This window comes from Streptomyces flavidovirens DSM 40150 (assembly GCF_000429085.1).
GTDB classification, from domain to species: domain Bacteria; phylum Actinomycetota; class Actinomycetes; order Streptomycetales; family Streptomycetaceae; genus Streptomyces; species Streptomyces flavidovirens.
The window spans coordinates 135,337-156,365 of record NZ_AUBE01000005.1; the positions used below are offsets into that span (position 1 = coordinate 135,337).

Annotated in this window: 15 protein-coding genes and 1 pseudogene; 14 read left to right on the forward strand and 2 right to left on the reverse strand. The window is 68.9% G+C overall.

Features of this window, described 5'->3' with window-relative positions; genetic code table 11:
- Positions 1-313 precede the first annotated feature (313 nt).
- On the reverse strand, positions 314-1,279 hold the full coding sequence (locus G412_RS0109935; protein WP_051338236.1) for an alpha/beta hydrolase: 966 nt from the start codon (positions 1,277-1,279) through the stop codon (positions 314-316).
- A gap of 423 nt (positions 1,280-1,702) precedes the next feature.
- Between G412_RS0109935 and G412_RS33780 the strand changes: the two genes are divergently transcribed.
- The 14 genes from G412_RS33780 to G412_RS33815 all read left to right on the forward strand — a co-directional run bounded on the left by G412_RS33780 (position 1,703) and on the right by G412_RS33815 (position 19,368).
- On the forward strand, positions 1,703-2,083 hold the full coding sequence (locus tag G412_RS33780) for an ATP-binding protein (RefSeq protein ID WP_051338237.1): 381 nt from the start codon (positions 1,703-1,705) through the stop codon (positions 2,081-2,083).
- A 115-nt stretch (positions 2,084-2,198) separates the two neighbouring features.
- Positions 2,199-3,824 carry a benzoate-CoA ligase family protein gene (locus G412_RS0109945; protein WP_028811977.1) on the forward strand — a complete coding sequence of 542 codons (1,626 nt, stop codon included), beginning with the start codon at positions 2,199-2,201 and terminating at the stop codon, positions 3,822-3,824.
- A gap of 98 nt (positions 3,825-3,922) precedes the next feature.
- Positions 3,923-4,456, forward strand: a complete 534-nt coding sequence (locus G412_RS33785; RefSeq protein ID WP_051338238.1) for an acyl-CoA thioesterase — start codon at positions 3,923-3,925, stop codon at positions 4,454-4,456.
- 52 nt (positions 4,457-4,508) lie between these two features.
- Complete coding sequence (locus G412_RS0109955; RefSeq protein WP_028811978.1) at positions 4,509-6,899, forward strand: bifunctional salicylyl-CoA 5-hydroxylase/oxidoreductase; 2,391 nt, start codon at positions 4,509-4,511, stop codon at positions 6,897-6,899.
- A gap of 1 nt (position 6,900) precedes the next feature.
- A complete protein-coding gene (locus G412_RS33790; RefSeq protein ID WP_037648270.1) occupies positions 6,901-7,953 on the forward strand; it encodes a carbon-nitrogen hydrolase family protein in 1,053 nt (350 codons plus the stop codon).
- A complete protein-coding gene (locus G412_RS0109965) occupies positions 7,950-9,062 on the forward strand; it encodes a cupin domain-containing protein (protein ID WP_028811979.1) in 1,113 nt (370 codons plus the stop codon). Before G412_RS33790 ends, G412_RS0109965 begins: the two co-directional genes overlap by 4 nt.
- Before the next feature lie 192 nt (positions 9,063-9,254).
- Complete coding sequence (locus G412_RS0109970; protein ID WP_028811980.1) at positions 9,255-10,157, forward strand: fumarylacetoacetate hydrolase family protein; 903 nt, start codon at positions 9,255-9,257, stop codon at positions 10,155-10,157.
- A gap of 84 nt (positions 10,158-10,241) precedes the next feature.
- The gene (locus G412_RS33795; protein WP_051338273.1) at positions 10,242-10,982 is read left to right on the forward strand and encodes a maleate cis-trans isomerase family protein; all 741 of its coding nucleotides are present in this window, start codon (positions 10,242-10,244) and stop codon (positions 10,980-10,982) included.
- A gap of 55 nt (positions 10,983-11,037) precedes the next feature.
- Complete coding sequence (locus tag G412_RS0109980) at positions 11,038-11,865, forward strand: PaaX family transcriptional regulator (RefSeq protein ID WP_051338239.1); 828 nt, start codon at positions 11,038-11,040, stop codon at positions 11,863-11,865.
- A 632-nt stretch (positions 11,866-12,497) separates the two neighbouring features.
- Positions 12,498-13,445: an ABC transporter permease gene (locus tag G412_RS0109985; RefSeq protein ID WP_037648368.1), complete on the forward strand. Its 948-nt coding sequence runs from the start codon at positions 12,498-12,500 to the stop codon at positions 13,443-13,445.
- Positions 13,446-13,495: 50 nt separating this feature from the next.
- Complete coding sequence (locus tag G412_RS33800) at positions 13,496-15,370, forward strand: dipeptide/oligopeptide/nickel ABC transporter permease/ATP-binding protein (RefSeq protein WP_051338240.1); 1,875 nt, start codon at positions 13,496-13,498, stop codon at positions 15,368-15,370.
- Positions 15,367-16,380 (forward strand): ABC transporter ATP-binding protein, encoded by a 1,014-nt coding sequence (locus G412_RS33805; RefSeq protein WP_051338241.1) that lies wholly within the window; start codon positions 15,367-15,369, stop codon positions 16,378-16,380. The genes G412_RS33800 and G412_RS33805 overlap by 4 nt, the downstream gene beginning before the upstream one ends.
- 39 nt (positions 16,381-16,419) lie before the next feature.
- On the forward strand, positions 16,420-17,964 hold the full coding sequence (locus G412_RS33810; RefSeq protein WP_157839073.1) for an ABC transporter substrate-binding protein: 1,545 nt from the start codon (positions 16,420-16,422) through the stop codon (positions 17,962-17,964).
- A gap of 126 nt (positions 17,965-18,090) precedes the next feature.
- Complete coding sequence (locus G412_RS33815) at positions 18,091-19,368, forward strand: MFS transporter (RefSeq protein ID WP_051338243.1); 1,278 nt, start codon at positions 18,091-18,093, stop codon at positions 19,366-19,368.
- 131 nt (positions 19,369-19,499) lie between these two features.
- On the opposite strand, the pseudogene G412_RS40765 reads toward G412_RS33815, so the two are convergent.
- A pseudogene (locus G412_RS40765) lies at positions 19,500-20,032 on the reverse strand (ATP-binding protein); the annotation flags it as partial.
- Positions 20,033-21,029: the final 997 nt, after the last annotated feature.

Here is a 21,029-nt window from a genome sequence, read left to right on the forward strand (position 1 = left end):
GGGCCTCCCATCCACTGCGGCCAGACGTCGTCGATGCGCTGGAAGGGCGGCTTCGACGGGTGCGCGAGGACGGCGGCGGCCAGCGCGGTGGTGATGCTGGGGCCGAAGCGGGAGTCGGAGCTTGGGGTGCAGCAGCCGGAGTGCTGGTCATGGGGTGCCTCTCGCGGCCGCCGTGTGCCGCCTGCCAGTGGAATGAAAGCGGGGTGGCCGACTCGCGCGCACGGGTGCAAGAACGCCCTGCATCGAAGGAGCGAGGTCGGGGGCGCGGGACATCGTCATGGCGATGCCCCGCGCGGTATTCAGCGGTGCTGTGTCATACGCCCAGATGCCGGGCCAGGAAGGCGACGCTCTGGGAGACGATGGGCGTCACGTCCGGGGCGCCGAGGAAGATGTGGTCGGCGCCCTGTACGGGCTGCAGAGTGACGTCGGCGCCCACGCGCCTCAGAGCGTCGGCCAGGACTTCGCTCTGGCTGTACGGCACGAGGCCGTCGGCCGTCCCGTGGATCAGGAGGAAGGGTGGCGCGGCAGCGGTGTCCGCGTAGGTGACGGGACTGGCGGCGCGAGCGAGCTGCGGGTGCTGTTCGGCGGTGCCGCCCAGCAGAGCGGTGAACGGATTGGGGTACTCGGCGCCGGTCGGTGACGGCGGCAGGGCGTGGGCCAGCAGCGGGACGAGGTCCGACACCCCGTACCAGTCGACGACGGCCTGTACGCCGCTGTCCTCGTCACACACGCCGATGTCGCCCTCCAGCGGCGTGCCCCGCTCGGCGCTGTCCGCGCGGACGAGGCCGGCCAGGGCGGCCAGGTGGCCCCCGGCCGACTCTCCCCAGACGCCGATCCGGTCCTTGTCGACGCCCAGTTCGGCGGCGAACCGGCGGACGTACCGGACAGCCGCCTTCACGTCGTGCAGCTGGGCCGGGAAAGGCGCCTCCAGGCTGTGCCGGTAGTCGATGCTCACCAGAGCGAGACCGGCCCCCAGGACGGCGCCGTGCAGCAGCTCGACGGGCACGGTGGGCGGCGGGTAGCGGCGGTCTCCCTCCAGCCAGCCGCCGCCGTGGATCCACACCACGACGGGTACCGGGGACTCGGACGCCGGTATGAACGCATCGAGCAGGCGGGGCCGGTATCCGGGTGTGCTCGCATAGGTGACACCGTCGAAGTGGCGCACGCCGTCCTGGCCGACCAGTGGTGGAGGCGGGGGGAGGAAGGCAGGCGGCGGCCAGCCGGTGTCCAGGTCGACGGCCGGCTGTACGGCCGGGGATACCGGAGGTGATTGCGTCATGTCCGCCTCTTTCCGATGGGCGTGAAGCAGATGGAGTCGGGCCGGTGGGGGCCCCGGCCTGGGCAGGGCGCGATGCGCCGACTACACCTGCAGATCCGGTGACTTCTCAGCGAATGTCCGAAATGCCTTGTGCTCATGAAGGGTGCCGCCTACGCTGTTACACGTGTAACACCCTCAGGCGACGCAGTGTACGCCAAGTAGGCCGCCTTGCCAGCGATTGGTCCGCTGAAAAGTTACACGAGCCAGCAGTCCGCCCTTCCCGCCCAGGGAGACTCAATGATCAGCGCCATCCCCTCCGCTGCCCGTCCGACCTCGGACTCACTGTGCTCGGTGTCCGTTCCTCCCGCTTCCGCTCGCGGCAGTGCCGGCGCCTGCTGGGCGATGGAGCCGACTGTCGCGGCGGTCCCCAGGGTGCGTGCGTCTGTGCGTTCCGTGCTCGGAGGCTGGCGAATCGAGCCCGACCGGGCTGAGGACATGCTGCTCGCCGTGACGGAGCTCGTGTCCAACGCGATCCGGCATGCCGGCGCCACGACGGACCGGCTGCGAGTTGCCATCACTCTCGCCGCGGGATGGCTGCAGCTCGACGTGGCCGACGGCGACTCCGCCTTGCCGCCCACCGCCCTGGAGGTCGAGCTGTCGCCGGCGGAGGCCGAGAGTGGACGCGGCCTGGTGATCGTGGACTGCCTGGTCCGGGAGGCCGGAGGTCGGCTGATGGCGTTCCGGGCAGGCGGCGGCAAGGTCGTCAGAGTCCGGATCCCCGCCTCCGTCTGCTGCTCGCCTTCGCCTGGTGCCAGACCTCGGTGAGTGCCATATGACGGGCCATCACGAAAAACTGTGTCGTGAAATCTTGACGCCCGTCAATTTGTCGAAATACTTGCCGCACTCCCTCCGCTGCCCCCGAAACCGAGGTGTGCGCCCCATGGAGCTCTCCCCGTCCGCCCACGTGGACACGTTCTGCCGTGACCGGCTACCGCCCTTTCCCCTGTGGCCCGAACTCCACTTCGACCTACCGGAGTTGATGTATCCCGACCGCCTCAACTGCGCGGTCCGTCTGCTCGACGATGCCGTCGAACGGTGGGGCTCCGACCGGCCCTGTCTGCTCACCCCGACCGGCCACTGGACGTACGGCGAACTGCTGCGGCACGCCAACGAGGTCGCCCAGGTCCTCACCGAGGACCTCGGGCTGCGGCCCGGCAACCGCGTCCTGCTGCGCGGCCCCAACAACCCCTGGCTCGTCGCCTCCTGGTTCGGTGTGCTGAAGGCGGGCGGTGTCGCTGTCACCACGATGCCGATGCTGCGAGCCGCGGAACTCGCCCAGCTGCACGACATCAGTCGGCCCACCGTCGCCCTCTGCGACCACCGGTACGTCGACGAACTCGACGCCGCCGACACACCGGGCCTGACCGTCCTGGCCTACGGAGGAGCAGATGACCGCGACCTGACGCGTCGCTGCGCAACGAAAGACGGGGTGTTCTCCCATGTCGCCACCGCCGCCGATGACGTCGCCCTGATCGCCTTCACCTCCGGTACGACCGGCCGGCCCAAGGCGACGATGCACTTCCACCGGGACGTGCTCGCCAACGCCGACACGTTCTCCCGGCACATCGTCAAGCCGCGCCCGGACGACGTGTTCACCGGTACTCCGCCACTGGCCTTCACCTTCGGACTCGGCGGCCTGGTCGTCTTCCCGCTCCACGTCGGGGCGGCGACACTCCTGATCGAGCAGGCGTCACCGGAGCAACTGGCCGACCTCGTCGCCGAACACGGCGTCACGGTCCTGTTCACCGCGCCCACCGCGTACCGGGCCATCATGGCCGCCGGCGCCGTGGACCGCCTGGCGAGTCTGCGCCGCTGCGTGTCAGCGGGGGAGGCCCTGCCGGCGCAGGTCTGGCAGGACTTCCACGCCGCGACCGGACTGCGCATCATCGACGGCATCGGCGCCACCGAGATGCTGCACGTTTTCATCTCCGCCGCCGACGACGACATCCGCCCCGGAGCCACGGGCAGACCTGTCCCCGGCTACCGCGCGAGGGTCGTCGACGAGACGGGCGCGCCCGTTCCCGACGGGGCCCCCGGCCTCCTCGCCGTCACGGGACCCACAGGCTGCCGTTACCTCGACGATCCACGCCAGACGACGTACGTCAGGAACGGCTGGAACATCACCGGCGACACCTATATACGCGACCGGGACGGCTACTTCTGGTACGTGGCCCGCAGTGACGACATGATCGTCTCCTCCGGCTACAACATCGCCGGTCCCGAGGTCGAAAAGGCGCTCCTCACCCATCCCGACGTGGCGGACTGCGGCGTCGTCGGCGCACCCGACGACAAGCGCGGCATGGTCGTCAAGGCGTACGTGGTACTGCGCGACGGCGTCGCCGCCGACGAGGTGACCGTCAAGGAACTCCAGAACCACGTCAAGCAGGCCATCGCGCCCTACAAGTACCCGCGCGCCGTCCAGTTCGTCACCGAACTGCCGCGCACCAGCACCGGAAAGCTCCAGCGCGGCACACTGCGCCGGCGGGCTGCCGACACAGCCGGCTAGCACGTGTTGTGCCTCCGCAGCGAGCGATCTTCCTCGCCACAGCTTCACGGCTACTTCTACCGCATCCCGCCGCCTGGGTCGGCGGACGAAAGGCACCCATGGACACCTCCAGTAGGACAACTCCTTCGGCCGGCAGCTGCGCCGACGGGTCCCCCGAAGCCAGCGAGACGCACCTACCCAGTGTCGTCATCGAGCGGCACGTGGAGTGGCCTGACACCGACGCCGCCGGTCACTACCACCATTCCACGGTGGTGCGTTGGGTGGAGGCGGCCGAGGCAGTCCTGCTGCGACGCCTTGGTCTGGCCCATCTGTTCGGCAGTACGCCGCGCGTCCACTTCGAGGCCGACTACCGCGCGCGGCTGTGGTTCGGGGACCTCGTGCGCGTCGAACTGCGCGTCGAGAGGGTCGGGACCGCTTCCCTGCACTACGTCTTCACGGTCCGCGGCCAGGGCGAGGAGGAGGCCGCCACCGGCCGGATGTCGATCGCCCACTCCGCCGCCAGGGCTTCGGGCTCCACACCCTGGCCGGACGAGGTGCGCGACCTGCTGACCAAGGCAGGCCCGCAGGCACCGAAACCCTCACGTGAGCCGAGGACTTCATGCAAACCGCCCCCACGTATAGCGTTTTGTTGACGAGCGCAGGAATTACGGCATACGTTGTTCCTCGAACCACAAGGAGGACGCCGTGCGCGTAGCAGTCATCGGCGGAGGGCCCGGAGGGCTGTACTTCGCGGCCCTGGCCAAACAGCTCTCCCCGCACTGGGAGATCACCGTCTGGGAACGCAACGCGGCCGACGACACCTTCGGCTTCGGCGTGGTGTTCTCCGACGAGACCCTCGACGGCATCGCGCAGGCCGACCCGGACATCTACGAGGCCATGTCGGCCGAGTTCGCCCGCTGGAGCGACATCGACGTCCGCTACAAGGGCCGGGTCCTCACCTCGGGCGGCCACGGATTCGCCGCGCTGGGCCGCAAGCGCCTGCTGCAGATCCTTCAGCAGCGGTGCGCGGAGCTGGAGGTGGGCGTCCGCTACCGCACGCACGCGCCGTCCGCGGCCGAACTCGCAGCCGAGTACGACCTCGTGGTGGCGAGCGACGGCGTACGGTCGGCGACGCGACACGCGTTCGCCGACACCTTCGCACCGGACCTGGACGAACGGCACTGCCGTTACATGTGGCTCGCCACGGACAAGGTCTTCGAAGCGTTCACCTTCATCGTCGAGGAGGGGGACTTCGGCGCGCTGCAGGTCCACGCCTATCCCTTCGACGACACCCGCAGCACGTTCATCGTCGAGATCGACGAGAGTTCGTGGCGGCGGGCGGGATTCGACGCGTTCGCCGCCGCGGACCATCCGCCCGGTACGAGCGACGAGGAGAGCATCCGGCTGTGCGAGGAGATCCTCGCCGAGCACCTCGACGGTCACCGGCTGATACCCAACAGCTCGAAGTGGATCCGCTTCACCACCGTGCGGAACAAAACCTGGCGCCACGAGAACGTGGTGCTGCTCGGGGACGCGGCGCACACCGCCCACTTCTCCATCGGTTCCGGCACCAAGCTGGCCATGGAAGACGCCCTCGCCCTGGCCGCCTGTCTGCACGAGCACCCCGACGTGTCCAGCGCCCTCGCCGCGTACGAGGCCGAGCGCAAACCTGTCGTCGAGTCCACCCAGCGGGCTGCCCAGGCGAGCCTCGAATGGTTCGAGAACGTCGGACGCTACACCGGGCAGGAACCCCTCCAGTTCGCGTTCAACCTGCTCACCCGCAGCCGCCGGGTCACCTACGACAACCTGCGCGTACGTGACCAGGCGTTCACCGACGCGGTGGACACCTGGCACGCTGACCGCTCCGTGGTCGGCGGGCAGAGCGCCGCTGCCACCACGCCTCCGATGTTCCGGCCGTTCCAACTCGGCGGCCTGCGCCTCCGCAACCGGGTGGTCCTCCCGCCCACCGCGCTGTACTCGGCGCGGGGCGGGGTGCCCGGGGACTTCGAACTCGCACACCTGAGCACCCAAGCTCTGGGCGGAGCCGGCCTGGTCATCGCCGGCATGACGGCCGTCAGCGCCGACGGGCGGGCAACGCCCGGCTGCCCCGGCCTGTACTCCGAGGAGCAGGAAGCGGCCTGGCGCCGGATCACCGACTTCGTCCGCGGGCAGTCGGACGCCTGCCTGGGCATTCAGCTCACCCACGCCGGGCGCCGCGCCGCGACCAGTACGCCGCAAGCGGACGGCCGGTGCCTCCCCCTCGGCCAGGAGGGGTGGCCGCTGGTCGCCGCGTCCGCCCTCCCCTGGGACGAGGCGAGCGCGACACCTCGCGAGGCCACCCGCGCCGACATGGACGCCATCACCGAGGACTTCGTCACCGCGGCCCGTCGCGCCGACCGCGCCGGCTTCGGCGTCCTGGAACTGCAATACGGCCACGGCCACCTGATGTCGAGCTTCCTGTCACCGCTGACCAACCAGCGGACCGACTCCCACGGCGGCAGCCTCGCGAACAGGATGCGCTTCCCGCTGGAAGTGCTGCGCGCCGTGCGTGCCGTCTGTCCCTCCGGCAAGGCCCTGATCGTCCGCATCTCGGCGACCGACTGGGCGGAGGGCGGCATCGGTGAAGCCGACGTCGTCGACCTGTGCCACGCGCTGGCGGAGGCCGGGGCGGACGCAGTGGACGTGTCCACCGGCGAAGTCGTCGCCCACGAACGGCCCCGGTACGGCCGCAGCTACCAGACGCCCTACGCCGATCTGATCCGCAACACCACCGGCATACCCGTCATCGCGGTGGGCGCCATCTCCACGTACGACGACGTCAACTCCCTCATCCTGGCCGGCCGTGCCGACCTGTGCGCCGTTGGCCGCGCCCAACTGCACGACCCCCTGTGGACGCTCCACGCCGCGGCCGCCCAGCAGTACACCGGCCCGGCAGCACCCTGGCCGGCGTCGTGGAGGGCGGGCAGCGGCAGACCACCCGGTGCCCGCACCGACCGCGTACCGCCCCGCCTCCAACTGCTGCGGGACCTCCCCGCCCCCGCGCACCAGCGATGGCTACCGCAACGCAGAGCAGCCGCCACGGCAGGAGGAATCTGACATGGAGAAACAGTGGGACCCACTGCCCCGCTTCAAGGCCGCCGCGGTCCAGTCCTCGCCCGTATTCCTGGATCCGGCGGCCACGGTGGACAAGGCCGTGTCCCTCCTGGCGGAGGCGGCCTCCCAGGGCGCCGAACTGGTCGTCTTCCCCGAGGTCTTCGTCCCCGGCTATCCGTACTGGAACTGGACCATGAACCCCGTGCAGGGGTCCCCGTGGTTCGAGCGTCTCTGGCGGGCGTCCGTCGACATCCCCGGCCCGCACGTGGACGCACTGCGCGCGGCAGCCCGCCAGCACCGGGTCGTCGTGGTCATCGGCGTCAACGAACGCAGCCCGCACAGCCTCGGCATCCTCTACAACACTCTCCTCACGATCGGCCCGGACGGCGAACTCCTCGGCGTCCACCGCAAGCTCGTTCCCACCTGGGCGGAGAAGCTGACCTGGACGGGCGGCGACGGAAGTTCCCTCAAGGTCCACGACACACCCGTCGGGCGGCTCGGCGTCCTGGCCTGCGGTGAGAACACCAACACCCTGGCTCGCTTCACTCTGCTGGCTCAGGGCGAACACGTCCACGCGGCCGGTTACATCGCACTGCCGGTCGCACCGGAGGACTACGACATGGCGGACGCCATCGCCGTGCGCACCGCCGCCCACAGCTTCGAGGGCAAGGTCTTCTCCGTCGTCGCCTGCTCCACCATCTCCCCGGAGATCGTGGACACCGTCGCCGGGGACGACGAGGACGTACGCCGCATGCTCGCCCGCCGCCGCAGCGCGTTGTCGGGCATCTTCGGGCCCGACGGCCGTCCCGTCACCGAGCCGCTCATCGACGACGAAGGCATCGTCTACGGCGAGATCGACCTGGCCAAGTGCATCCAGCCCAAGCAGATGCACGACATCGTCGGCCACTACAACCGCTTCGACATCTTCCGCCTGCACGTCGACAACACCCCACGCACCCCGGTCACCTTCACGACCGACCCCGCCCACCACGCCGGTGTCCCGCCGCTTCCGACCGACAGCGCCGGCACCGCCGGCACCACGAAGGAGGAGTCATGACCGCCGAGTACGACGACGACAGGCTGGGCCGGGCCCGCGTGTCCGACACCCCCGAACTCACCGCCTACTACGGCGAACTCGCCGAACTTGAGGCCGGGGCGCTCTGGACCGTCGCCAACGACATCGAGCCCTGGTACCCGCAGCCGAAGTCCGTCCCCGCCCTGTGGCGCTACGACGCACTGCGGCCGCTGGTCCGCAAGGCACTCGACCTCGTCAAGGCCGACGACGCCGGACGCCGCGTCGTCATGCTCGTCAACCCGGAGCGCAGGGACGTGAGCGCCGCGGTCGGACTCCTCTACACCGGCCTCCAGATCATGGGCCCGGGGGAGTCCATGACCGCCCACCGCCACCAGGCCGCCGCCCTCCGCTTCGTCCACGAGGGCACCGGCGCCTGGACCATCGTCGACGGCCAGAAGCTGAAGGTGGGTCCGCGCGACTTCGCCATCACCCCCAACGGCACCTGGCACGAGCACGGCAACGACGCCGCCGACGCGCCCGTCATCTGGCAGGACGGCCTCGACATCCCCCTCGTCAACGCCCTGGACGCGGGCTTCTACGAGGTCCACCCGGAGCTGTACCAGCAGCCCGGAAAGGTGATCAACTCCTCCGTCCTGACGTACGGGGCGAACCTGCTGCCGTACGGGGTGGAGAAGTGGACCCGGCCCTACTCGCCGCTCCTCGCCTACCCGTGGGAGGCAACGTACGAGTCGCTGCGCAACCTCGCCAGGGCCACCGAGGGTTCCCCGTACGACGGTGTCATCGCCGAGTACACCAACCCCGTCACCGGCGGCTCCGTCATGCCCACCATGGGCGCCCACATGCAACTCCTGCGGCCCGGCCAGGCCACCAAGGCGCACCGCCACACCGGGTCGGTCGTCTACACCGCCGCGAAGGGCCGGGGTTACTCGATCATCGCGGGGCAGCGCTACGACTGGCAGCAGGGCGACATCTTCTGCGTCCCCTCATGGGCCTGGCACGAGCACGCGAACGCCGACCAGGGCGAGGACGCCTGCCTCTTCTCCTTCAACGACTTCTCCGTGATGCGCGCCCTCGGCTTCCACCGCGAAGAGGCGTACACCGACAACGGCGGGCACCAGCCCATCGTCTGAACCGCCGCCGCGCCGAACCGCCGGCCCTGACACCGGTTGCCGGCGCGGCGGTGCACCGGGAGCGATCTCGTCCAGCCCCGTATCGCCCCCGGTCCGGGGCGGCGGTGAGGAGACCTGGCCTTCACCGCCGCCCCGGACTGCTTCACCCTCCTCCGCCACCCACCCGCCCCTTCTGCCCGCGAAGGAGTCGCCATGCGACTGGTGACTTACACACTCGACGACACCACCCCCCGTCTGGGAGCAGAGGTCAACGACCACGTCATCGACCTCGCCACCCTCGCCCGCCACCACGGCACAACGCTGCCCGCCGACCTTCTCTCCTTCATCAAGGAGGGCGCCTCGGCCCACGCCACCGCCCGACGCCTGCTCGACGACCCGGCCGGGTGGCCCACCGAGGCGATCCACCCCCTCGCGGACGCCGCCATGCGGGCTCCGCTGCGACCCGGCAAGATCATCGGGGTCGGCCTCAACTACGTGGAGCACGTCGAGGAGTCCAGCCGCAGCCTGGACACCGACAAGGACCTGCCCCCGCGCCCGGTGCTCTTCAGCAAGCCCGCCACCGCCGTCACCGGCCCCGGACACCCCATCCTGCACAACAGCAACCTGACCAGCCAGCTTGACTGGGAGTGCGAACTCGCCGTGGTGATCGGGCGTACCGCCTTCCGCGTCAGCGAGGAGGACGCGTACGACCACATCTTCGGCTACAGCATCGTCAACGACATCAGCGCGCGCGACCAGCGCCGCTCCGGGCAGTGGTTCTTCTCCAAGGGCCAGGACTCCTACGCCCCCTTCGGCCCGGCCGTCGTCACCGCGGACGACATCCCCGACCCGATGGCGCTCGACCTCGAACTGCGCGTCAACGGCGTCGCCAAGCAGAAGTCCAACACCCGCCACATGCTCTTCCCCATCGCCCGCCTCATCGCCGACATCACCTCCGGGGTGACACTGGAGCCGGGCGATGTCATCGCGACCGGGTCGCCCTCCGGGGTGGGCGCCGGGATGGTGCCACCGGAGTTCCTCGTCCCGGGCGACACCGTCGAGGCGAGCGTCGAACACATCGGCACCCTCACCAATCCCGTCGTCGACGCCCGCTGACCTCCCCAGCCCACACGACCAGGAGCCCCCGTGTCCCACCGCACCTACCGCATCGGCCAGATCGTGCCGAGCTCCAACGTCACCATGGAAACCGAGATACCCGCCATCCTGCGAGCCCGCGAGAGCGTCGCGCCGGAGCGGTTCACCTTCCACTCCAGCCGCATGCGGATGACGCACGTCACGCCCGAGCAGCTCAAGGCCATGGACGCCGACTCCGACCGGTGCGCCGTCGAGCTCTCCGACGCCCGCGTGGACGTGCTCGGTTACGCGTGCCTGGTCGCCATCATGAGCATGGGCCTCGGCTACCACCGCACCTCCGAGGAACGCCTTCACACCCGTACGACCGAGAACGGCGCCCCCGCGCCCGTCGTCACCAGCGCCGGCGCCCTCGTCCACGGCCTGCATACCCTCGGCGCCAAAAGGATCGCCCTCGTCGCCCCCTACATGCGGCCGCTGACCGAGACGGTGGTGGGATACCTGACCCACGAGGGCATCGAGGTGCTCGACTACGAAGCGCTGGAGATCCCCGACAATCTCGACGTCGCCGCCCACGACCCCGCCAAGCTGCCGGGCATCGCCCGCGCCCTGCAGTACACAGACGCGGACGCCGTCGTCCTGTCCGCCTGCGTACAGATGCCCTCCCTCGGCGCCATCGACGAGGCCGAGCAACTCCTGGGCAAACCCGTCGTTTCAGCGGCCGTGTGCACAGCGCACCAGATGCTTCGCACCCTGGACCTTCCCGCCGTGGCGCCCGGAGCGGGTCACCTGCTGTCCGGTGCGTACGCCGAGACGCCACTCGCCCGGTGGGAGGCCCCCGCCGGATGACCGTGCCGAACCGAGCGCTCGGTAGGATCGCCGCCACACACGACGGAAGGCGATCATGTCGGACAGCCCCCTCAGGCCCAGCTCGTTGATCAACACGGTCTACGGAGCGTTCCTGCGTCGCGTCGGGGGCTGGATCTCCATCGCCGACCTGATCGTCCTGATGGCCGAGCTCGACGTGGACGGTCCGGCCGTGCGCTCGGCGATTTCCCGGCTGAAGAAGCGGGGCATCCTCGAACCCGAGCGACGCGGTGGCGCCAGCGGCTACCGCCTGAGCCCGGCCGTCCACCCCGTCTTCGACGAAGGCGATCGCCGCATCTTCGGCAGCCTGGAGCCGGCGGATCTGGCCGACGGCTGGGTGATGGCCGTCTTCTCCGTACCCGAGTCCGAACGCTCCCACCGCTACCAGCTCCGTACCCGGTTGACCTGGCTCGGCTTCGGCAACATCACGTCCGGCGTGTGGCTCGCACCCGGACGGCTCCTCGACGACGCCCGCACCACCCTCGACCGGCTCGGGCTGAGTGCCTACGTCCATCTGTTCGCGTCGGACTACGTGGCGTTCAGCGACCTGCGCACCTCGGTCAGCTCCTGGTGGGACTTCCCCGCCATCCAGGCGCAATACGCCGCGTTCACCGACACCTACGGGCCCGTGGCGGCGCGGCTGACCCAACAGTTCGAGATCGACTCCGCGGAGGCGTTCCGCCACTACGTTCCGATGCTCACGCAGTGGCGGCGGCTGCCCTATCTCGACCCCGGCCTGCCGAAAGAACTCCTGCCGGAGGACTGGAATGCGGTCGCGGCGCGTCAGCTGTTCCAGCAACTGCACGCCGTACTTGCGGAGCCGAGTCTGCGACACCTACAGAAAGTGACCGGACTGCAAGGGTGATCGCGAACGGAACTAGGCCTCGCCACTCAGGGGCATGTCTAGGCTATTAAAACGTGTAGCTTCGCCGACTTCGAGTGACGGACTGTCCGCCGATCTCGTCGCTGAGCACCGAGCGCCGGGTCGGAAACCCGGATCGTTGTACACCGCTCGCTTGTTGAGGCGGCAGCAGGACCCGCTTCCCGCCGGCTCCGCGCTCGTGGACGTTGAGCTGCACGCGCCCTCCTCCGATCCGACGTATCAACACGTGTAATCAGTGTCCTCCGTCACGGCTTGAGCCCACAAGGGGGCGGGAGGGTGGCCTCTTGCTAGTTACACAACGTTTATGCGCTAATCCTGGCGGCGGTCAAAAGTTCGCTATAGCCTCCGTGTCAGGTGAAGAAGCCCTCCACTCGTCGCCTCCGAGATGCGGAGTGCGGCCCCCGGCCTGGCCGTCGTGCGAACCCGTCGCGAGCCCGGTCGCTGCCTGCGTAATCCACGTTCATACCTTCCCTCTCCGCCTCTGCATCCCCTCGACGCAGCGGAGCGGAGAACTCAAGTCGTCGCCCGGCCCCTCGTAATGGGGTCCCTTCCAGGGCGTTCAACCTCGACTTCGACTGTTCGTCTGTGAGTTGCACTCCTTCGACGAGGTGAGCATGGCAACCTTCCGACTAGTGGTCAGGCGGCTGTTGTCGTCGACCCCGTTCCTCTTCCTGGTCTCCGCCCTGACGTTCGTGCTGGTGTCCCTCGTCCCCGGAGACCCGGCCCGCACCATCGTCGGCCAGCACGCCACGGTTGAGCAGTACGAGGCCGTCCGCGGCCGGCTAGGCCTGGATGAGCCGTTGCCGGTTCAGTACGGGGACTGGCTCGTACGGGTCTTCCACGGCGATCTCGGAGCCTCACTGTTCAGTGGGGAGCCCGTGACGTCGGTACTGAACAACCGGCTCCCCGTCTCCCTTTCCCTGATCATCGCCGGAACCATCGTCTCCGGGATTCTCGGTGTGTCGCTCGGCCTGCTCAGCGCGCGACGCGGCGGTCTGCTGGTGAAGGTCGTGGACGGCCTGGCGCTCCTCGGCCTGGCAGTGCCGGCGTTCTGGTTCGCCCTCGTCCTGATCGCCATCGGGTCCGTGCAGCTGCGCTGGTTCCCTGTCACCGGGTACGTCCCGTTCGCGGACGACCCCGCCGAGTGGGGCCGCTCGCTGGTCCTTCCGGTCCTGTCCCTCTCGCTGGGCGCGGTGGCCATCATCGCCAAGCAGACCCGCGACTCGGTGCTGGACACCTTGGGCCGGGACTTCGTCAGGGTCATGCAGGCCAACGGCTTCTCCCAGCTGTCGATCCTCTACCGGCATGTGCTGCGCAACGCCGCCCTGCCCCTGGTGACCGTGCTGGGAGTGGTGCTCGTCAATCTTCTCGCCGCTGCCGTGTTCGTGGAGACGGTGTTCGCCATGCCGGGGCTCGGCAGCCTCACCCAACAGGCCACGGTGCAGCACGACATCCCCGTCATCCAGGGAGCCGTCCTGTATGTCACGGTTCTGGTCGTGATCGTCAACCTGCTGGTGGACCTGCTCTACAGCAGACTCGACCCGAGGGTGCGTGCCTCTTGAAGCGGATCACCACAACAGGGGCCGGTCGCACGGTGAGAAGGCCCCGTCTGATGCGTCGGGTGCTGCGCCGCCCGGTCGGAGTGCTCGCCCTGGCGTGGCTGGTTCTGATGACGGTGGCCACTCTTGCCGCACCCCTCATCACGACGCACGGCCCGCTGGACCAGGATCTTGGCCACGTACTGGCCGGGCCCACCTCCGACCACCTGCTGGGCACGGACAACCTGGGCCGAGACCTGCTCAGTCGCGTGCTGTACGGCGGGCGTTCCACCCTTCTGGCCGTCGGTGAGGCACTGCTGGTCTTCCTCCTCATCGGCGTCACCCTCGGCCTGGCGTCGGGCTTCCTGGGAGGCTGGGTGGACTGGCTGACCGTGCGCACGGCCGACCTGCTCTTCGCCCTGCCGGGCATCATCATCGTCCTGGTCGTGCTCTCCGTGTTCCCGGGCAATCTGCACGCCGCGATGATCACCTTCGGGGTCCTCGGCAGTCCTGGCCTGATCCGCATCCTGCGCAGCCAGACCCTCAGCATCCGCGAAGAGCTGTATGTCGCCGCCGCCAAGGTTGCCGGACTGAAGCACCATCAGATCCTGCGGCGCCACATCCTGCCCCGAATGACCAGCATGGTCATCGTCCAGGCAGCCCTGTTCGCAGCGATCGTCGTCACCATCCAGGCCGGACTGGGTTTCCTGGGTCTCGGCGCCCAGCCTCCCCACCCGTCCTGGGGCGGACTGGTGGCCGACGCCTCGCAGGTCCTCGACCGCGCGCCGTGGATGCTGATCCCCTCCGGTGTTCCACTGGTTCTCACCGTGATGGCTCTCGCGCTGCTCGGTGACGCGGTCCGCGACGCGGCTGTCGAGGGCTGGGCGGTCACCAAGACGGCGGCGGTGCCCACCGCTGCGCACGCAGTGGCCGTCGACGCACCCGCCACCACTGAGGAAGAGCTGCCATCGGAAGAGGCCGGACTACTTTCCATCCGGAACCTGTCTGTCGAGATCGGCGGAATCCCCGTCGTACAGGACGTGAGCTTCCAGATCGCGGCGGGGGAGGCCCTCGGCGTGGTCGGCGAATCCGGCTGTGGCAAGTCCGTGACCGCGCTCGGAATCCTCGGACTCGTACCAGGGGGCGGCAGGATCACACACGGCCAAGTGCTCTTCGACGGAGTCGACCTCGTTCGCTCACCCACCGCCCTCGCCAAGGTGCGCGGTGCCGGTATCGCGTACGTCTCCCAGGAGCCGATGGTCGCCCTCGACCCGACGTTCATGGTGGGGCACCAGCTCGCCGAAGCGGTGCGCCGGCACCAGCGGTGTGACCGCCGCGCCGCCCGCCGACACGTCACAGAGCTCCTCGACCTGGTGAACTTCCCCGATTCCGCGGCGGTGGTCCGGCGGTATCCGCACCAGCTCTCCGGCGGGATGGCGCAGCGGGTGGCGATCGCGCTGGCACTCGCCGGCCGGCCCAAGCTACTGATCGCCGACGAGCCGACCACCGCGCTGGACGTGACCGTCCAGGCCGAGATCCTGACACTGCTGCGTACCCTCCAGGCCGAGACCGGCATGGCGGTGCTCATCGTCACCCACGACTGGGGCGTGGTGGCGGACTTGTGCCACCGGGCCGTGGTGATGTACGCGGGCCAGGTCGTCGAACAGGCGGACGTCGAGGAGACGTTCACCAGGCCCCTGCACCCGTACACCGCCGGTCTCCTGGCCGCCAACCCACACCTCGCCCGTGAGGGAGAACCCCTGCCGACCATCCCGGGGACCGTACCCACCCCGCGCGACTGGCCGATCGGCTGCCGCTTCGCCGCCCGCTGCGCTCTCTCCGACGACGCATGCACGACACAACCGGTGCCGCTCGCCGAGCCGCTGCGCGGCCGGCTCACCCGGTGCGTCCACTCCCAGCGGCTCCTCGTGGAAGGCACTCCCGCATGACCTCGCCATCCGTCCTCGACGTCGAGGACCTCACGGTCGAATTCCGGCAGAGCCGTCGCACCCCGCCCCTCCGGGCCGTGAACAAGGTGTCCCTCAACATCGCGCCCGGCGAGACCGTCGGACTCGTGGGCGAATCCGGCTCAGGCAAGTCCACCATCGGCCGCGCCGTCCTGGGCCTGAACCCCGTCCACTCCGGCCGTATCCACTTCGAAGGCCGCGACATCACCCGCGCCTCCGCCCGCACCCGCCGCGGACTCAGCGCCCGCCTGCAGGTCGTCTTCCAGGACCCGTACTCCTCGCTCAACCCCGCCCGCACCATCGGCCAGACCCTCGCCGAACCCCTCCTGGCCCACAGCAGGACCGACGAACGGCCCATAGGACAACGCGTCGCGGCGATGCTCGAGCGAGTCGGTATGCCCGCCGACACGGCGGACCGCTACCCCGGCCAGTTCTCCGGCGGGCAGCGCCAGCGCATCGCCATTGCCCGCGCCCTCATGCCCGAACCACGCCTGGTCATCTGCGACGAGCCGGTCAGCGCACTGGACCTGTCCATCCAGGCACAGGTCATGAACCTGCTGGCAGATCTGCAGCGCGACCTCGATCTCAGCTACCTCTTCATCGCCCACGACCTGCCCGTGGTAAGCCATCTCTCCCACCGCATCGTGGTGCTCTACCGAGGCCAGGTCATGGAGACCGGTCCGGCCGGGGCGCTGTACACCTTCCCCGTCCACCCGTACACCCGGGCACTCCTCGCCGCCGTACCCCAGCCCGATCCGCGCGCCCAACGCGCCCAACGCGCCCGCGCGGGGCAACGCACGGCATCGAGCCCGTCGGCCGCCGCTTCCCCGAGAGGATGCGCCTTCGCACACCGCTGCCCTCATGCCATCGACCTGTGCCACAGCGAGCGACCTCCCCTGCTGCCCCTCACCGGAGGCCGCGCCGCAGCATGCCATCGCAGTACGGAACTTCACCCGCTCCCCGCTGTCCCGCAGTCCCAGCCGCACACGTAAGGACGCCCCATGCCCGGAAATCCCTTGCTCACGAAACCCATGACCAGAAGGCTTGCGGTACTGGCGGCGTTCGCCGTCGCGGCCGCCACCGCGTGCAGCGGATCCGGGTCCTCCGGTGCCGGCACGAGCGGCGGTCAGAAGGACACACTCACCGTCGTCGCCGCCGGAGCGCCCGCCAGCCTCGACCCGGCCAAGGCCAACGTCGGCTCCGACAACTGGTTCGTCAACCTTGCCTACGACACCGTCCTGAGACAGGGGCGCAACGGAAAGGTGTCGGCCGGACTGGCCACCACGTGGGGCTACATCGGCACGGGAAACACCGACTTCGAGTTCACCCTGCGCCAAGGGCTGAAGTTCGCCGATGGCACGCCGCTGGACGCCAAAGCCGTGGCGGCCTCGCTCAACTACGGCCGCAAGAACGGACTCAACGTCTCCTGGACCTCCGCCATCGAGTCGGTCACCGCCACCGGCCCGCTGACGGTACGGATCCACTGTTCCAGCCCGCACCCCAACCTGCCGCAGCTGATGACCCAGGTCCTGATGATCGGCTCGGTCATCAGCCCCAAGGGTTTGGCGTCCCCGGCCACCATGGGCACCCGGTCCTTCGGCGCCGGTCCGTACGTCCTCGACACGGCGCACACCGCCTCTGGCGACCACTACACCTACACCCCCAATCCCCACTACTGGGACAAGAAGAAGGTCCACTGGAAAAAGGTGGTCGTCAAGGTCGTCGCCAACTCCAACTCCGCACTCCAGGCGGTCAAGACGGGCCAGGCCGATGCCATGGCCATCACCGCCAACCAAGCAGACACCGCCAAGTCCGGCGGCTTGAAGGTCGTCGGCGCCCCGAACATCTTCATGGGCGTCAATCTCGCGGACCGGAAGGGCACCGTCTCCAAGCCGCTGGGGGACCTCCGCGTCCGCCAAGCCCTGAACCACGCGGTGGACCGAGCCGCCATCACCAAGGCCATCGTGCAGAAGTACGGTCAGCCGACCAGCCAGATCTCCCTGCCGGGACTCGACGGCTTCGCGGCCGACTACGACAACCGCTACCCATACGACCCGGCCAAGGCCAAGAAGCTCCTCGCCGAAGCCGGATACCCCAACGGCTTCTCCCTGAAGATGGAGACCCAGAGCCTCTTCGGCGTCGACCTCGTCACCCAGGCCGTGGTCCAGCAGTGGAAGCAGATCGGTGTCACCGCCGACGTCACCACCGACACGAGCGTGGGCCAATGGCTGGCCAACGCCACCTCCAAAAAATATCCGGCCCTCGGCTTCGGCTACGGCGGCGCGACCAGCTACGCCCTGTCCCTCGACTGGATGCTGCCGCACGCCACGGCCTTCAACCCCTTCGCCACCTCAGACCCGAAGCTCACCCGCATGCTGACCGCAGCCGCGGCAGCACCCGCCGACAAGCAACCCGCCCTTTACCAGGACGTCATGCGGTACGTCGTCGACCAGGCGTGGCTCGTCTCCGTCATGCGCATGGACGGCCTGTACGCGTACAACGCCAAGAAGCTGACGGGCTTCACAGCGGCCCCCAGTTACATCCCCGACCTCGCGTGGAGCGTCGCTCCCCGCTAGGCGAGAGACGGACCCCGCCCTCTCGAACGACGGGGACCACGCGATTCCCGGCCCGCCGCTCCTCCCCACATCCGCATCACCGAACCACCCGACAGCGCCAACCACCGCACCATGCCGAGGTCTCCCATGGCAGAAACACCCACGCAGTCCTCAGCCGCTTCCGCTGCAAACGGAACAGAACGCATCACCCCCACTGGCCGCCGCGTCATCGTCCTGCTGTTCACCGTCCTCTTCCTCGACGGATACGACACGACATCCCTCGGATTCGTCGTCCCCTCCCTCGCCGGCGAATGGGGCCTTCCCCCTGCCTCCTTCACACCCGCCCTGGTCGCGACCAATGCCGGTGTCGTGATCGGCTACCTGCTGTGCGGCGCTCTTGCCGCACGATTCGGGCGCCGGAACGCCATCGTCGCCGGCACAGCCATCTTTGCCGTCGGCTCCCCGCTCACCGTCCTGGCCCACGGCATTCCGCAGCTCACAGCGGTGCGACTGGTGACAGCACTCGGACTGGGAATCGTCCTGCCGACCTCCATATCGCTGGCCGCGGATCATGCGCCCAGACACCGACGCGACATGGTCACCGTTGGAGTCACCCTGGCCCTGAGCGTCGGCGCCATGGCAGGCGGTCTGCTCGGCGGCCGCCTGATCGCAGGCTTCGGCTGGACCTCGGTGTTCTGGCTCGGCGCGGCCCTTCCCCTCATCATGCTGCCCGCCCTCTACTGGGGCCTTCCGCGCTCGGACGAGGACACCTCGCCAATGCCCTCCGACCGTCGGAGCCCCCGTGTCTCGGTGTCCACCCTTCTCTCGCACGGCTCGGCCACCAACACCATCCTGTTGTGGGCGTTCGCGTTCCTTGCCTTCACGACCACCTTCGCGCTCCAGGCATGGCTCCCCACCCTGCTTACGACGGGTTACGGCCTCGCACCCGCGCAGGCACCGCTGGGCTCCGCTGTGCTCGGCTTCGGCGGCGTCACGGGCGGCATCCTCCTCGCCGTCCTCGCTGCTCGGTTCGGCATACCCCGGTGCTTGATGGGCTCGGTACTGGTCGGAGCCCTGTTCCTCATCGTCGCCAGCCAGCTCTCGTCCGCGGGCACGGCCCTCTTCCTCACCCTGGCGGTGGCGGGCGCAGGCATCACGGGCGGCGTCATCGGCCAAGCCGCCCTCGCGGTCACCCTCTACGAACCGGCCGTGCGCACGCAAGGAATAGCGTGGGCCGCCGCCTTCGGCCGAGCAGGCTCCGTGGCCGGTCCGGCAGCCGCCGGTGCCCTGCTCGCGGCCGGCCTTACCGGCCAGAAGGTCATTCTGCTGACCGTTGTGCCCATCGGGCTTGCGGTGGCCGTAGCCCTCACCATCGCGATGAGACACGGGCGTCCCGCGGCCGATCCGCCCACCCGCGACGCTTGAGAGCAGCGATCAGGAGCGTTGTGGATACACGCGGTCAATGACCGAGGTGCTGCTTCACGGTGTGGCGAGCCTGTCCAGGGCTCGCCGCACCGGAGGCCGTTGGCCCTCCAGGGCGAGACCACATGCCCGGTTCACGCGAATGTTCCATGTTCCCCGGCAGCGTTCCCCACAAGGGGCACCTCTGCCCAGATCGTCTTGCCTGTGCCATGGTGACGGCTACCCCACCGCTGGGCGAGTTGGGCGACGATGAAAAGGCCACGACCACCTTCGTCGAAGACACGGGCACGTCGCAGGTGAGGCGCGGTGCTACTGGCGTCGCTCACCTCGCAGATCACGGTATTGGCGTCCCGGATCAACCGTAGTTGGGCGGGGGACGGGCGTAACGAATGGCGTTGGTGACGAGTTCGCTCGCGATGAGTTCGATGACGAAGGACAAGTCCTCCAGATGCCAGGCGGTGAGTACGCCGCAGACGAACTCGCGGGCATGGGCAACGGTCGCAGGATCGGTGGACAGTTCCCATGCGGCGACCTGATCGGCTCCCAGAGCATGGGTGCGGGCCAGCAGAAGGGCGGCGTCGTCGGTACGGTGGCCGGGGAGCAGGGTGATCAGCGCGCTGTCGCAGGTTTCTTCCAGGGGGCCTTCCGAGGCTGCGCAGCTTCCTCTCGCGCTCAGCCTGTCGGCACTCCGGGTCACGTACGACCTGTTCCGCCTTGCGGCACGGTCCGCCTGCTCTTTCTCGGCAGACTTGCGCGCCTGCTCCCAGGCCCGGGCCGGGGTCCGCTGTGACGGCTACGGAGAGTTAGACAGGCCGCGATTGAGGAACATGCGCTTGAGGGTGTCCTCGACGAGCGGCTAGACGGGCACCTCAACGCCGAACGATCCCGGTGCTGGTTCGGTGCTGACTTAGCAGGGGCGCTGGCAAGGAAGCCGCAGGTCGTAGCCCTGATCGGATGAGTTGTCGTACCACTCAATCGTTGTGCCGATGAGGCTCGCGGCGACAATGCGCTTGAGTGAACTGGGCGTTGGGGGAGCGGTTGCTGGGGAGGCCATGAACACCACTTCTGGACAGTTGGCGGGGACGTTTCCGTGTCGCCACACCGTAGGAACGCGCAGGTGAGCGTCCCATGTGGCGGGGCACCATAGTTCTCGGGGTCGGGTGTGCGCGGTGGCCACCATGGGGGCACCTTCGGGCGGCGGCCGGGGCTCTTTGAGGGCCGCCTCGCCGAGGCCCCGAAGGGACTGTCCGAGTAGCGCTATTCGGGCACGATCTGGTGGTGCCGTGCTGGATGCGGAGGGCGGCGAACGGGGTCCCGCGGCCGCTGGACCGAGGCCAACCAGCGCTTCAGTGACTGGGTGGACACCCAGGATGATGACGCTCCGAAGAAGCGCAAAGCCATCGATGCCTGGCTCCTTAGCGAGCTGGGTCAATGCCTTGGCTGGTCAGAGGGACAGTGGCGGAGGTTTTGATGTTTTCGCTGTCGATCAGGCAGGCGCTGGGTTGGCTCGTGTGGCCTTCGGCTTGGCCGACTTTGCCGCGGAGGAAAGCAGCCGGGTGTGTGCCGAGGTGTCTGGTGCACTGGGGCGCGGGTTCACAAGCACGTATGAACCGGGTGGTTTCTGAATGACAAAGAAACCGGCGCACCGTCGGCGACCGTGCCGG